This is a genomic window from Taibaiella koreensis (assembly GCF_003545715.1).
In the GTDB taxonomy this organism is placed as follows: Bacteria; Bacteroidota; Bacteroidia; order Chitinophagales; family Chitinophagaceae; genus Taibaiella; species Taibaiella koreensis.
This window is the reverse complement of record NZ_QVNU01000007.1, coordinates 59,854-73,768: the sequence shown is the minus strand read 5'-3', so window position 1 is coordinate 73,768 and position 13,915 is coordinate 59,854. Positions and strand designations below refer to the sequence as shown.

Below are 13,915 nucleotides of genomic sequence, written 5' to 3'. Positions count from 1 at the left end.
GTCAAAAAAAATATCTTGTTATAAGTGCAGGTATTTTTTTATGGCTTCAATATAACTTTCGAAGGCTTCTTTGCCTTTTATTGTTAGTCTGCAAATCGTTTGCGGATAGTTGCCTTTGGAGGTCTTTTCGACTTCAATATATCCGGCTTCATTCAACTTTTTTATCTGGTGACTTAAATTACCCTGTGTTGTACTGGTGTTTTCCATCAGATACTTAAAATCGGCTTGCTTAACTTTTATAAGAATTGAAACAATTGCCAAACGTACAGGTACATTGAGCACCGGATCAAGTTCGCTATACATTTTCGAAGTTATTTGGATGAAAATTTCAATAAATAACCGGGAATGATATAGCCTAAAATGAAGGCAATGCCATGAACCAATACCTTATACTCATCGGCCAGGTATACCGTAATAATTGCAGCAATGAACAACACAAAGCCACCTAGGATCAGGGGACTAAACCTCATTACAAGTCCCGATGCTGCCGTTCCGATCGCTGCAATGATTAACGTGTAAGTGAATGGCACATGATGTTGCGATACATTAATGAATACAACCGCAAAAAATGAAAAGCCCAGCACCAGCCACATTTTGTACAGAAAATCTGTTAAGTAAGAAATTGTAGCAACGGAAACCTTTTGCCTGTAGTAAATGATGGTGATAACGATTCCGCAAAATGCAAAAATGGGAAACGGCAAAAAATAGAATTGCGTTAATGTATAGTGCTGCAGAATGAAGAAAAGGAAACTGGCTATTGCAACCAGCCAGCCCCAAAGTAAAAAAGAAAAGCTGTTCTGCCTGATGTTCCCTTTAGTCATTGCAATTGCATCTGCAATCAATTGCAAACCTTCTTGTGGCGAAAGGGATTTTTCTTCCATTTCCATAAAAAATTCAGCTTTTGATGTACAAAACTAATTCAGTCTGCAATACAAACCAAATTTCAGGAACACTTTTATTTTAAGTGCCTATCGCACTATAGGGAACAAAAGAATCGCCGGTCTTAAAGCCTATCCAAAAAAGACCGCTCAAGGAGCCTGGCAGTATACTGTAAGCTACTGCGGGCCGGCAGGGCAAAAGACATACGTAAAACCAGCGTCTATTTGCTATTTTTGCAAGTTCAAAAACCATTGAAGTACGCAAGCTCATTAGTCTTTCTGCGTGTTATTCGCTTTACTTTTCAGGCACTTAAGAGATGAATAGATTCCTGTTTATAATTGCAATGCTGGTATTCTCGATAAAGTTATCGGCGCAGGTGCAAACCGACATGTATCAATACAACATTGATTTATTGAATGTGCGCGAGGATAAAGTTCAGGTTACCTTATTGCCGCCCAAAAACCATTTGCGGGAGGGCAAATTTGTTATACCCAGAATGGTTCCGGGCTACTACGATGCATTGAATCTTGGTCAATATATTTCGGAATTTCAAGCCTTTAATAAAAAGGGAACGCCCATAGCTGTTAACAGATCAGATACCAATACCTGGGTAATACCTGATCTGGAGCATATTGCTGCTATAACCTATAAGGTATCTGGTGGCTGGCGCCACTTGCTGGAACATACGCCGGGTGCCAAATCGCCCGAAAGCATGTTTAAAAAAGACAGCGTCTCCATCATTAATTATAGTTCTGTGGCAGGGTATTTCGAAGAAATGCCCCCCAGGCCTTACCAGGTTACGATAAAAAAGAACCGGGGGTTTTATGCTTCATCTGCTTTGAACTACAGGCAGCAGAACGATACGACAGATATTGTTTCGGCAGCAGATTACCGTCGCCTGGTTGATGCTCCTGTACTGTATTGCGTACCGGATACGACCTGGACACAGGTAGGCAATACGAAAGTCCTGGTTTCTTTTTATTCAAAGGAACATTCATCTTATTCGAAAGTTTTAGCGGCTAAACTGAAAACCATTTTATTTCACCAACAGGCCTATCTTGGCGGCAGGCTGCCCGTCGATAGATATGCGTTTCTGATTTATCACGAAAAGATCCCGAAAGGATTATTAGCCGATGGCCTTGAACACAACAATTCTACCGTATGCCTGTATGGTTCGGCAACGCTCGATAAACTCCCGGAAGCCTTGATAGGTGTTGCTTCGCATGAATTTTTTCACATCCTCACGCCACTTAATATCCATGCTGAGGAGGTACAGCATTTTAATTTTCTCAATCCTGTATTGTCACGACATCTCTGGCTTTACGAAGGGATGACGGAGTATGCGACAATACACATGCCCGTAAAGCAGAAAATGATCAGTATTCAGGCCTTTCTCAAAACGGTTGAGGCGAAAATTAAAGGCATGGATGGATTCGACAATACACTATCGATGACTGAAATGAGTACCAATGCCATTAAGATGCAGGATCAGTACATGAATTTTTACCAGAAAGGCGCCTTAATTGGTTTATGCCTTGATATTCGCCTGCGGGAGCTATCCAATGGAAAGATGGGGACGCAGGAATTGATGCAAAAGCTGATTAAAAAATATGGTCCTGAAAAGGCCTTTAAAGATGCGGATCTGTTTCAAGTAATGACAGCATTGACCTTTCCTGAAATTCGCCGGTTTTTTAAAGATTATGTAGAAGAGGGGCAACCCATTCCCCTGAAAGAGAGCTTGCAAAAGGTAGGATTGGATTATGATGACGTACAAAAAACCGTTACCGAAATGAGCAATCCTTCCCCAGGTCAAATTTCATTGAGAAAAGCATGGATCAACCAATAAGACAGATCAGGCTTCCGAAAATAATGGTTGACCCACATTATGGTAATGGCTAATAAGGAATAATTCCCTTCTTTAACCTTAAAACCACCTTCCGGATCTGTGGTAAAAAAAGAAGAACAGCTATAATGAAAATTAAACCCACAAGCATCAGATCGTAATAATCCCGTGTGGCCCGAGCCAATATCTGTTGCCCTACAAGCTTATTAAAAAACGCTCCTGAAGCGCCTTTTGCCGTATAAATATCGCTGCCTGCATTGATATATTTGTTTTGAATGTCCAGTAGGGTAACAGGCAATTGCGGGTTCGTTTCCGTTAGTGTTTCCCGAAGCTTCTCTCTAACCGCGGATTTGGAAAATAATTGAATTTCGTTATTCAGCACCAGACTGGTTGTGAAACCGGTGAACCGTGCCAATATGCCGATAAGTGACGCGTTCAACGCAATCTTTGGCGGTGCCGCGGAGCTGGTAAAGGAAACAATGGGAACAAATAAAACGCCTGTTGCCACACCATAAATAAACATAGGCAGGATAAAATCACTTGTCTCTCCCTGTACGGAAACAAAAAGGATCATGTAGGCATAATACAAAGCCATAATGCCAAAACCTGCTATAATCATCCTTACCAGGTTAAAGCCCATCAAGACAAACCGGGAGGTAACAAACATACTCAGAACGGTTCCTGCAATTACTGCGATCCATATGGGAATAGTACTGAGCGGATCGTTGCCTAAAATGACTTCAAGATAGCCATAGGCAAGTCCGGTGCTTCCCTTGAATATGTAAAATGAAAAAAGCAATAGCAGACCAATGACAAAATTCTTAACCTTGAAAATGTGCAAGTCGATCAATGGCCGTTTAAGCTTCGTTGCCCTGCTAACGAATAACATAAGGATGGTTACATTGCTAAGACCGAGCAGAATAATTAACGGACTGTCAAACCAGCCCAGTTGCCGTCCATAGATCAGGATGTATCCTGATATCAAAATAAAAGATACATAAAACAGATACCCCACCCAATCCACCTGGTAAAGCGGTATCTTTTTTGTAAATCTTGCTTTGCTGTTCATCGTCAGCAATACCACGAATGCCAGGACGGTGAGCATGATCGTGAAACCATAAAATAGCCAATTGAAGTCATAAAAATGAAGCACCACACTGGAATAGATGGCATAAAACGGAACGGAGATTTGTATACTGCCATATAGGAGACTATAGGCAATCACCCGGGCACGTGTAGATTCCAATCTTGGAAAAGTGAGTTGCAAGACGATGCCCGACATTAATGCACAGGTGACCCCTTGCACAAACTGGCAAATGACAAATAGTGTCCAGTCTCTGGAATGAAAACAGAGCAGGGAACACACCGCATTGACCGCAAGCGCCATCATCAGGTATTTCCTCGGCGCAAAATACTTTACGATACGAAAGTCTAAAGCCAGGAAAGCAACGCATGATCCATAAATAACGATCATGGCATATTGAACATCGGTAGGCTGTACACCATAAAAGCCCATTACCGTAACCGGACTACTGAAAAAAGCAAAACTAAACAGGCAGGTCATCAGGATCGCAAATATCACAGACCTTGCCAGCCATTCGGATACCCATGGTTTGAAAACCGGAATTTTATGTGCTTGCATGATCAATCTTTTAAAACGTAAACATTGGCATTCATTCCTGCAGAGAGCCTGGCCAATTTTTCAGGCGTATCGGTAAGCTTGATCCGGACGGGAATACGTTGTATAATTTTTACAAAATTGCCCGTAGCGTTATCCGGTGGCAGTAAGGAATAACGGGAACCGGTGGTGGGCGAAAGCGATTCGATCACGCCGCTGAATTGATCGTTTGGACAGGCGTCTACTTCTATTGATACGGGTTGCCCTATCTTGAAATGGCCAATCTGTGTTTCTTTAAAGTTGGCCATCACCCATTTTTCTTCGGCCTTGTTCACCAGGAATGCCAGGGTTTGTCCCGGCTGTATCAATTGCCCTTCCTGAATGGTCTTTTTACCGATCTGTCCGTCAAAAGGTGCGGTGATTATGGTATACTTAATGTCCAGTTCCTGCCGTTCAAGTAACGCTTCCTTAATCTTTATTTCTGCGGCTATCGCATTACGCTGTGCGCTAAGGTCGTTTAGTCTTGATACGGCGACCTGCAGGGAAGCTTTTGTCTGATCATAATCAGCTTGGCTGATCGCCAGAGACATACTGACATTTTCGAATTTTTGCTGTGTGATCGATTCATCCGCCAACAGGTTTTTATACCGGTCGAATTCCCTTTGCTGCTGGTTCAGTTTCGCTTTTGTACCGGAGAGCTGTGCTTTTATAACTTCGATGCTTTTGGTTTGCGTTTCTTCGCCAGCGGCCAGAATAGGCAGCTTGGCCTGTGCACTCATCAGTTCTGCCGATGCGGCATTTCTTTTCAGCCCATACTCGTCGCGTTCAATCACCACAAGCGTATCTCCTTTATGGACCTGCTGATTTTCTTTGTAATAAATTTTGCTGATATAGCCGCCTACTTTGGCATTTACAGGCGATAAATAGGCGTCTATCTGCGCATCATTGGTCTGTTCGTAGCGGTATCCTTTTAAGAAATATACTGTTCCCCAAATGAGGACTGCAGTAAACAAGGAGATTCCCGACCACTTGGTTAGGGTTACCACTATTTTATCTGTTCTATTCTTGTTCATAATTTTTGTATTAAAGCATTCCTACGATTGCCAGTAACTGGATATGACTGAGTTTGAAATTTGTTTGTGCGGTTGTCAGGTTAAATTTTGCTTCCAGCAAAGCATTTTCTGCGTCCAAAAGATCGGTCAAAAGTGATTCCTGATTGAGATAGCTGCTTCTGATGACCCGAACGGCTTCGGCAGTCTTAACGATATTCTTTTCTGCCGTTTCTACACTTTCCAAAGCTTGTTGCCGCTGCAAATAAGCCTCTTTTACCTGCAAGGAAATCTCATCCCTTTTTATGTCGCCTTTTTCTTTAGCCTGGTTATTGACCACCTGGGCACGTGCAATGGCATGTTTGCTTTTATATAAATTGTCAACAGAAAACTGCACCTTGATTCCCGTTTGCCCAAATCCCCACAAATCATTAGAGTAAGGATAAAATGAGATCTGCGGATAAGTATAATTGTAATTGGCGTAGAAGGAAACTTTAGGCAGAAGTGTAGCCTTAATTTGCCTGATGCTCATCTCACTCAACCGGATGTCGCTATTGACTATCTTATATGCGGGCGATTGGCGGAGCGCGATAGCCAGGTAACCGGCGTAATCAGCATCTGTAATGGCATCCAATGTCAAGCCGCTTCCATCATCGATCTCTAATTCCTCATTTGTATCACGCCCCATCAGGATATTGAGCCGTTGTATGGCAATATCGATTTTCTTGTCAATATCCGAAAGGCTTAATGCCAGCTGCGACAATTTCACCGAGGTTCTCAGCACATCACTCTTCAGCACAATGCCGTTTTTATGTAAGCTCTCGATGAGCGATAGCTGTTTTTGCTCAGTAGCCATTTCAGCAGCAAGGAAATCGCGGAAGTGCAGGTATTTATACAAGTCGAAATAAGCCACAGCCACATTGAATTTTACGCTGTGCATTTGCAGATCGGCTTCATACTGCTTGTGTGTCTTTTCTTCCTGCTTTATCCTGATGGTTCGCCTGTCTTTACCGCCGTTGAAGAGGTTGACATTTAAGTTGTATCCGGCTCCGTAGCCATAGCCTTTTATGGGTATATCCTGTGGAGAGGAGAATAATCCATTATCGTAAAGGAGAAACCTGGTATTGAGCTTTGCGTCGCCACCTATGGAAAGTTCCGGTAGCAAACGGTCTTTGGCTTCAAGTACTTCCAAATTACTTTGCTGAAGATTTAAATCCGATAGCTTTAATTGGTGGTTATTCGTTTCGGCAACCTTCCATATCTCTTCCAGGCTCCATGTCTGGGTAGTTGCTGCATCCCGGGCATGGACCGATGGCGCCAATAGTAGCAGCATAGCTCCCAAAATTGGAATTGATTGATATCGTTTCATGGGGTTTTCTTTTTACAAATGGTTGTACGTTTTCTTTTATTTTGGAACCAGCTTTTTACCATCTTTCTCAATTCATCGAAGACAATGATTATATCCATCATGGGCATGAAAGGATAAGCAAGCCAATAGACATTAAGTGCATCCATTTCTGCTTTTAATTGAGATGCTGCATGATCGCGCGGTTTGTCCTGCGCTGCAGGTGCAACGCCTTTATCGGGGCTTATGATTTTCTGTTTCATAACGACGCTAGTATTATTTCAATAGCAAAATTATCTATGCCGGCAGACCATCATTTTATATAATTAGCCTAATATTTGTTATATTTGGCCACATGGATATATTGAAGCAACTTATCAAGAGCGTTGACCGGAATCCTGATGCTATCCTGGTGGTGCGACAGCAAACGGAACAACGTTTACCTTCGCACCAACACGATAAAGCGCAGTTACTACTGGTTTTTGGAGGGATTGCTTACCTGCAGACAGACGAAAAGGATTTCTATATTCCGTCCAATCACTATATCTGGATACCTAAAAATTATCCACACAACCTGATGTTCAACACGCAGGACCTGTATATCATCAACATTTATTTTCCCGAGAAGCGTCGAGATGGTTTTTACAACGAATTGGGGATTTATCCCGTAAGTAAGCTCTTATTTGAAATGTTGTCTTTTAGCGAAAAATGGCAGGGTGATTATTGCAAAGGATCGTGGGAATTTGAGTTTTTAACCACATTGAGAAACGTACTGTCCAAAGAAAACCTTAGAAAATTTTCCATCCAACTGCCTACCACCGACGATCAGCGGCTCCAGGCTATTGTGGGTCAGCTTAGGGCCCGCCTGAATGAAAGCCTTACCTTGGAACGCACAGCCTCGGAATGGGGTATGAGTGTAAGAAGCCTGACAAGACTATTTCAAACAAAACTGCACATCACCTTTATCCAGTATGTAAAAATGTTGCGGATCATCAGGGCTATGGAGTTGATTAAAGACAGCGATATGAACATGACTGAAATTGCCTACGAGATTGGCTATTCCAATATAGCTGCATTCAGCAATAATTTTCACCAATTGACGAACATGAGACCTACCGAATTTAAGACCATGTCGCGGGTGTAGGATGATTGTAAGTAAGTGTTTTCTTCGGAAGCAGACAGCTTTTGATTAAAGCCGCTCAAAATGTATCAGCCTGTTAGCTGCAAAACCCACAATACCCTACCCCGCCCAGCCTTCCCGGTCCAGGCTTCGGTATTGGATGGCCTCAGCCACATGCGATGATCTTTCTTCCAGGTCGGCAATGACCTTTTGTGTAGGGTTAGTTCCGGAGACTGCCCAAGGAACGGACATCAATAAACCATCGACAGGAAATGAGTAAATACAGAAGCAGCTACCAGGGTGGATAGCTGCTTCTGATGCTTCTACATGGTCAATGCAGCGGCAAATTACTTGAGGATTACCTTTTCAACGCTAGTACCCGAATCCGTAGTGATCTTAAGGAAATAAATACCCGCAGACAGATGACTTAGATCAAGATTAACGATAGCAGCGTCGAACTGGTAGCTGCCCGATGGCCTGCCGGTATTGTCGTACACCAGGATGCTGCGGACAATGCCGTTCCCGGCCGATACAGACAATTGCCCTTCTGTCGGATTGGGGTATATCTTTACCGCATTAGATAATGCCGGTAAAGTGGTCTTGCTACGGAATGTCGACATCAGGCCATCGCAACAGGAACCATTAAGGTTCATCAAAGCATTGACTTCGGCAGAGGATAGTGCCCGGTTGTATATAATAATATCGTCCAGATCCCCGGTATAGTCTACGCCCAGCATCATCTCTCCTATATTGGCCGACATATTACCACAGAGGCCACTTGGAGCAGCGTAAAGTATACCGTCTTTATATAAACTGTAGTTTACGCCATCGTATATAAAAACGAGATGGTGCCAGCGATTCGATATTAAGTTCAGCAGAGAGTCACAGTCCATGATGCTGCTCGTTTCCCAGTGACTGGTCTGATCGAGCCCGGCAACCGCTTTTCTGCAATCGTGCAAACCGATGGACCACTCTCCCCAGGTATCCGGACAATGTAAGGGTGTATTCCCTCTTCCGATCAACAATTCATAATTTCCGCCAGGCCTGGTACCGGTAGCCTGGTACCAAAGCGAAATAGAGAATGGGCTTGTGGTGATATTGTTCAAAAAACCGGAGCCACCGGTAGGGATCGTAAGGAAATCATGATTGACCATATCGAAGTGATAGGCGCAGTTTGCACTACCACCCCTGTCTGTTGTCGGATAGGCTGTAGTTGGATTAATCAGATGGTAGCCATTACCGGAAAGATCGTTGAGGGAACCATTTCCAAAGGGGTAAAAAGCAAGTACACCGCTGGCAAGTGTTCCGCTGAGCGTACTGCAGGGAAGCATGCAGGGGGTGGAGCAGTATACCCTTTCCACAGCGGTAACCTTGGATGCGAAAATCGTACCGGGTGTATTGGAATAATTTGTCGGGTTGAATACGGTTGGCTTAGCCGCCTGCGTATGGGTATAAATCGAATCATAAGCGCTCACCGGTTGGATATAGGGACAGCTAATGTCGGTCATACCCAGGGGATTCAATTTTAGGAAAAGGAGTGGCTTGTTAGGATTATAACTTTGCGACAATGCGGTAAGGTACAAATAGCTATTGCTTTCAACACCTGATACAACGGTGTTCTCACCACTGATGCCATAACGGTTAGCCCATTGTACGTGCCCGTTCTTGTCTGTTTTTACCAGGAAAAAGTAGTTGGTAAGCGTACCATTATAGGCATCTATCAACAAATAATAGCCCGAGGCCGTATTGATTATTTTTTTTGCATTTAATTGTGTGTAGCCAGGAATGAGGATTTGCCTGGTCCATGCCAATGTTCCATGCAAATCTGTTTTCAGTAGCCATACGCCTGTAGGCCCCGTCTGGTAGGTACCTATGCCAGCGTCGTCTCCGCTACTAAGCTGTACCAGGTTATTATGATCTACAATAGGGGCAACCGGATAAATAAGCGCGGAGGATCCCGGAGTATTCTGCACATAAGTATTGGTCCACACATTGCCTGTATTATTGAACCCGTATAAGGAGGGATTAAACAAGGTACCTGAACTATAATACCGGCAGGCGCCATAAATATCTGTGCCTTGATAGGTGGATAAAAACTCCCCTGTAAACCCGGTTCCCTGAACAGCAGTCATGGCGCCCGTAACGCGGTTCATACGGAAAATAACGATCGGGCCATTCATGAATTCTCCGGTGACCACATAGGCATTGGCGCCTAAATGATGGATATTTTCAAAAAGATAATTGGCCGGATATCGCTTGATCCAGTTAAAGGTGGCCGTAGCATAATCGTATTTAAATATAAAATTGTTGTTGGTGCCCGTTACGATACATGCCAGTGTACCGTCAATTTTGTCCACAACCAAATCAATGATCGTGCCGGCATCTCCGGGAAAATTTATAGTCCGCGTCGAAAGAATATTACCCACAGCATCAATACGCGAAATGAAAATAGTGTCATTACTACGCGTCGTCAGGAAATAGTTCGTCGCCGCAGAATCCCTGAAGATGCGGGGTGCTATTTTCCCAACGCGATCCAGTTGTTTTACAAAGGTATTGTTACAAGGGCCGCTTTGGGCACGACTGCACCAGCAGGCTGCCAGCAACAGCATTACGCCGAAAATTTTTTTCATAAAGATGATTTTAGGTTTGGAAAGGCTCCTGAACACAGGAGATTTGTTTTAGCAAAAATCCAATTCCGGCAAAGAAAAAAAATCCCTTATTCTAGGGAGGCAAGCAGTGCATGTGAATTGAAGGAAGAGGACCAAGGTAAACAACTGATAATAGCGCCCAATCTACTTCCTACAAAACGCCAAAGGAGAAAAAGGCCTGCGATCTATTGACCGGGCAACAGCAGTATCCATAAATAAAGGGAGGCCGGTCGCCCTTATGTGCTTGCTTCCAGCATTCCCCACTGCCAGCCATTCATTGCTTATGGATTATTTTATGATCTTTACGGCAAAATGGGATCACCTTGTTCAAGCTGGATATAACTTCCCTGCGGCTGTTGCTGATTTTATTGTTGTTGATCAGCGATCGGCATTTGTATGCCAGAACGCAGCAACAATATTTCAGCTACTCTATGAAAAGGCTTTCCCAGGACGACGGGCTATCGCAGGGCGCCAACTATTTCCGGTATGAAGACAGCAGGGGTTTTATATGGATCACGGGCAATGATGCGGTTAACCGGTACGATGGATCAACGGTAAAGGTGTATAATCTTGACCGGTACTTTAAGGGCTGTCCTCCCCTTCAGCAAGGGTATGGATTTGCCGAAGACGACGCAGGCAATATTTATGTAGGTAGTGTAAACGGGCTATACATTTACCATAGTTCAACAGACAAATTTACCCTACGGGAAATATATGATCGGCGCAATGATGGCCTGGCGATACCATTTGCTTTTAGAGATGGGAAAATGTGGTGCTTTAACCGGAAATACGAAATAGCTACCTACGATGTTGTAAATAGTAAGATAGACCATATTTTCCAGGCGCCCTTACCCGAAATCAACTCTGCTCACATCTATGATATGTTGGACCTGGACGGTTCCAGTTTCTATTATCGTCTGCCTTTTTTGGACAACAATGGTTCTATCTGGTGTCCGGGGACGAATAAACTGTACCGGTACAATATAAATGACAGATCGCTGTCCGCGGCTGAACCCGGGATAATAAAAAAGAACCACGCATTGATATTATGTACCTACTTTGACCGGTCCCGCAACCAATTATTGCTTGGCCTGGATAAGGGTGTGCTGCTGTACAATACGATCACTGGTCGGGAGCAGTTTCTTCAGCGTATAGGGAATGTAGACCTCCGTTCGGTGATCTCGGTAACCTGTAATGAGCATGCCATAGCGGTTCAGTGCCGTTCCGGAACGTTATTGACGGACCGCAATTTTAAGAACTGCCGGCGGGTGCGTAACGTGCCCGTCGAATTTGCACGCGGTATTTTCGACTTGGGCTTTGATAAGTCAGGGCGACTCTGGATGTGTGAAGACGGTATGGGCCAGATCATTTTCCGTTTTTCGGAATTCCTGCTGTCCAAGGTTCCCGGCAATGATAATGACTTTGAAAGATTAAGGCAAAAAGTTGTAACCGGGTTTGCAGAAATGCCCAATGGTGATATATTTTTTCAAGGCGATTTTTTACTGGAACCTGGTACTCAACAGCTAAAAATGGTGCACCATATAGCTGCGCTCATCGGGCGAAGGGCAGCATTCAGACCAGAAACAGACCTCAAACGTAGAGGTATGTGGCTCTATGAATCTGCCTACGACCGGCATCATCTGTTGAATATCTATTTTGCCGGGATGAAAGAGGCGCCGGTATTGAAGTATACAATTCATGCTTCAAGCGGTCTTGGTACCTGCCATGCTTTAAAGATATTACAGGATGGCAGAGTATTACTTTCCTTTTCCAACGGGCTTTTCTGGTTAAAAGAAAAAGCATTGGTTCCTGTAAAAAATATACCGTACAAGAGCTTTTTTACTATCAATCCACTCAGCAATAACCGGTATGCCGTCAGTTACCTGAATAAGGATATGTGGCTGATCGCTGCCGACAGTACCGACAACCTGAAATTGATTCAGACAATATTGCCCAGCGTTCAGTCTTTTTATGTGCAGGAAGACAGCATGCGCCATCGGTATTGGGTGGGCACCAATAAGGGCATTTACCTCCTGGATAGATATTTTAACCCGATCAGGCATTTTGACGCCAATAACGGACTTGCAGGAACTTATATTTATGGTCTTTTGCTTGATCGGGACGGGAACGTCTGGTGCAGTCACCAACATGGCTTGAGTAGCATCGAAACACACACTTTTCAAATAACAAATTACGACAAAGACGATGGCATCCAGGATTGGGACTTTAACAACAGAGCCTTTTACAAAGCCACCAATGGCACCTTGTATTTTGGAGGTGTTAGCGGGTTCAATTACTTCAACCCGCCATTAAAGCCAGTATCCTTTTATCAACCGGAAGTGTATGTGGATGAAATACTGGTCAACGACCTCATTGTACAGCCGGACAGCAATGCAAATGAGATCAAAGAACTTCATTTGCTGCACAGGGAAAATAATATCGTGGTGAAAGCGATTGTAAAGGATTTGGACAACAACAACGAATTGATCTATAAGCTTGGCGGAACAGGTACGCAATGGAAGCATATGCCCGGCAAAAGCTTACTTACCTTTAATAGCCTTGCCCCGGGAACTTACCTGCTTGAACTAGGTGTATTTGATAAATACAGGCACCGTAATCTGCATCAAAAAACGATCCGGATATTTATTGCATTTCCGTTTTATTTGAAACCCTGGTTTTGGGTTATCGTGGCTGTTATGATCACGACTATTATTGCCTGGTGGTACAACCGGGTTAGATTGCGTAAACAGAAAGTCGCTTTTCGCCAGCAACTTGCCCTGGAAAAACAACGCAATAAGATAACGGCCGATCTGCACGATGATATTGGTGCATCGCTCAGCAGCCTGCAGGTAAACAGCGTAGTGGCCAATGAATTGCTCTTGCAGCATCCTGATCGTGCCCGGAAAGTATTGGAAAAGATAGCGACCCAATCCAAACAGCTTTCTGAAAATATAGGGGATATTATCTGGAGTATGAAGCCGGGGAAAGATGAATTTATGACGATGAGTACCAGGATCAGAAATTTTGCCAACGATATCATGGGAGATGGCGATATTCAATATCAGATCACTATGGACGAGGATGCAAGTATGCGGATCACGGATATGACCATCCGTAAAAATATAGTTTTTATTACCAAAGAGGCGATCAATAATGCCGTAAAGTACAGCAAGGCGAAAAACCTGTCGGTTACGCTGACGCTGGAAGCAGACCTTGCAATGCTTACCATTAGTGACAATGGGATCGGCTTTGACCTGCAGTGCTGCAAGGGAAATGGCATTATCAATATGGAACGCAGAACGGAAGAAATGGGAGGAAGCTGGGCATTGGAAACGGGTTTGGAACTAGGCACAACAATAACAATACGAATACCCCTGAAAGAAGGAATATAATCTAACCATTATTACGAATGA

General features: G+C 43.7%; 10 protein-coding genes. 3 read left to right on the top strand and 7 right to left on the bottom strand.

The window, feature by feature from the left end; all coding sequences use genetic code 11:
- Window positions 1-18 precede the first annotated feature (18 nt).
- A complete protein-coding gene (locus DZK30_RS20560; RefSeq protein WP_118976074.1) occupies window positions 19-303 on the bottom strand; it encodes a winged helix-turn-helix domain-containing protein in 285 nt (94 codons plus the stop codon).
- A gap of 8 nt (window positions 304-311) precedes the next feature.
- A complete protein-coding gene (locus tag DZK30_RS20555; protein ID WP_205529515.1) occupies window positions 312-887 on the bottom strand; it encodes a hypothetical protein in 576 nt (191 codons plus the stop codon).
- A gap of 308 nt (window positions 888-1,195) precedes the next feature.
- Here DZK30_RS20555 and DZK30_RS20550 point away from each other — a divergent pair, with 308 nt between their 5' ends.
- On the top strand, window positions 1,196-2,725 hold the full coding sequence (locus tag DZK30_RS20550) for a M61 family metallopeptidase (RefSeq protein ID WP_118976073.1): 1,530 nt from the start codon (window positions 1,196-1,198) through the stop codon (window positions 2,723-2,725).
- 49 nt (window positions 2,726-2,774) lie between these two features.
- Here DZK30_RS20550 and DZK30_RS20545 read toward each other — a convergent pair whose 3' ends face one another.
- The 4 genes from DZK30_RS20545 to DZK30_RS20530 form a co-directional block, all read right to left on the bottom strand.
- Window positions 2,775-4,286: an MFS transporter gene (locus DZK30_RS20545; RefSeq protein ID WP_262706928.1), complete on the bottom strand. Its 1,512-nt coding sequence runs from the start codon at window positions 4,284-4,286 to the stop codon at window positions 2,775-2,777.
- An 80-nt stretch (window positions 4,287-4,366) separates the two neighbouring features.
- A complete protein-coding gene (locus DZK30_RS20540; RefSeq protein WP_118976071.1) occupies window positions 4,367-5,413 on the bottom strand; it encodes an HlyD family secretion protein in 1,047 nt (348 codons plus the stop codon).
- A gap of 10 nt (window positions 5,414-5,423) precedes the next feature.
- Window positions 5,424-6,722, bottom strand: a complete 1,299-nt coding sequence (locus DZK30_RS20535) for a TolC family protein (RefSeq protein WP_205529514.1) — start codon at window positions 6,720-6,722, stop codon at window positions 5,424-5,426.
- 32 nt (window positions 6,723-6,754) lie between these two features.
- Window positions 6,755-6,997, bottom strand: coding sequence for a hypothetical protein (locus DZK30_RS20530; protein WP_118976069.1), 243 nt, complete (start codon window positions 6,995-6,997; stop codon window positions 6,755-6,757).
- Between the two features lie 92 nt (window positions 6,998-7,089).
- On the opposite strand from DZK30_RS20530, the gene DZK30_RS20525 reads away from it, so the two are divergent.
- On the top strand, window positions 7,090-7,878 hold the full coding sequence (locus tag DZK30_RS20525; RefSeq protein WP_118976068.1) for an AraC family transcriptional regulator: 789 nt from the start codon (window positions 7,090-7,092) through the stop codon (window positions 7,876-7,878).
- Window positions 7,879-8,201: 323 nt separating this feature from the next.
- Here DZK30_RS20525 and DZK30_RS20520 read toward each other — a convergent pair whose 3' ends face one another.
- Window positions 8,202-10,484 carry a LamG-like jellyroll fold domain-containing protein gene (locus tag DZK30_RS20520; RefSeq protein WP_162903291.1) on the bottom strand — a complete coding sequence of 761 codons (2,283 nt, stop codon included), beginning with the start codon at window positions 10,482-10,484 and terminating at the stop codon, window positions 8,202-8,204.
- 449 nt (window positions 10,485-10,933) lie between these two features.
- Here DZK30_RS20520 and DZK30_RS20515 point away from each other — a divergent pair, with 449 nt between their 5' ends.
- Complete coding sequence (locus DZK30_RS20515; RefSeq protein WP_162903290.1) at window positions 10,934-13,894, top strand: sensor histidine kinase; 2,961 nt, start codon at window positions 10,934-10,936, stop codon at window positions 13,892-13,894.
- Window positions 13,895-13,915 lie beyond the last annotated feature (21 nt).

Coding starts and splice junctions, on each gene's coding strand:
- DZK30_RS20535 (WP_205529514.1), bottom strand. CDS start 6,722: ATGCTGCTACTATTGGCGCCATCGGTCCATGCCCGGGATGCAGCAACT.
- DZK30_RS20525 (WP_118976068.1), top strand. CDS start 7,090: ATGGATATATTGAAGCAACTTATCAAGAGCGTTGACCGGAATCCTGAT.
- DZK30_RS20560 (WP_118976074.1), bottom strand. CDS start 303: ATGTATAGCGAACTTGATCCGGTGCTCAATGTACCTGTACGTTTGGCA.
- DZK30_RS20555 (WP_205529515.1), bottom strand. CDS start 887: ATGGAAATGGAAGAAAAATCCCTTTCGCCACAAGAAGGTTTGCAATTG.
- DZK30_RS20520 (WP_162903291.1), bottom strand. CDS start 10,484: ATGAAAAAAATTTTCGGCGTAATGCTGTTGCTGGCAGCCTGCTGGTGC.
- DZK30_RS20540 (WP_118976071.1), bottom strand. CDS start 5,413: ATGAACAAGAATAGAACAGATAAAATAGTGGTAACCCTAACCAAGTGG.
- DZK30_RS20545 (WP_262706928.1), bottom strand. CDS start 4,286: ATGACCTGCCTGTTTAGTTTTGCTTTTTTCAGTAGTCCGGTTACGGTA.
- DZK30_RS20515 (WP_162903290.1), top strand. CDS start 10,934: ATGAAAAGGCTTTCCCAGGACGACGGGCTATCGCAGGGCGCCAACTAT.
- DZK30_RS20530 (WP_118976069.1), bottom strand. CDS start 6,997: ATGAAACAGAAAATCATAAGCCCCGATAAAGGCGTTGCACCTGCAGCG.
- DZK30_RS20550 (WP_118976073.1), top strand. CDS start 1,196: ATGAATAGATTCCTGTTTATAATTGCAATGCTGGTATTCTCGATAAAG.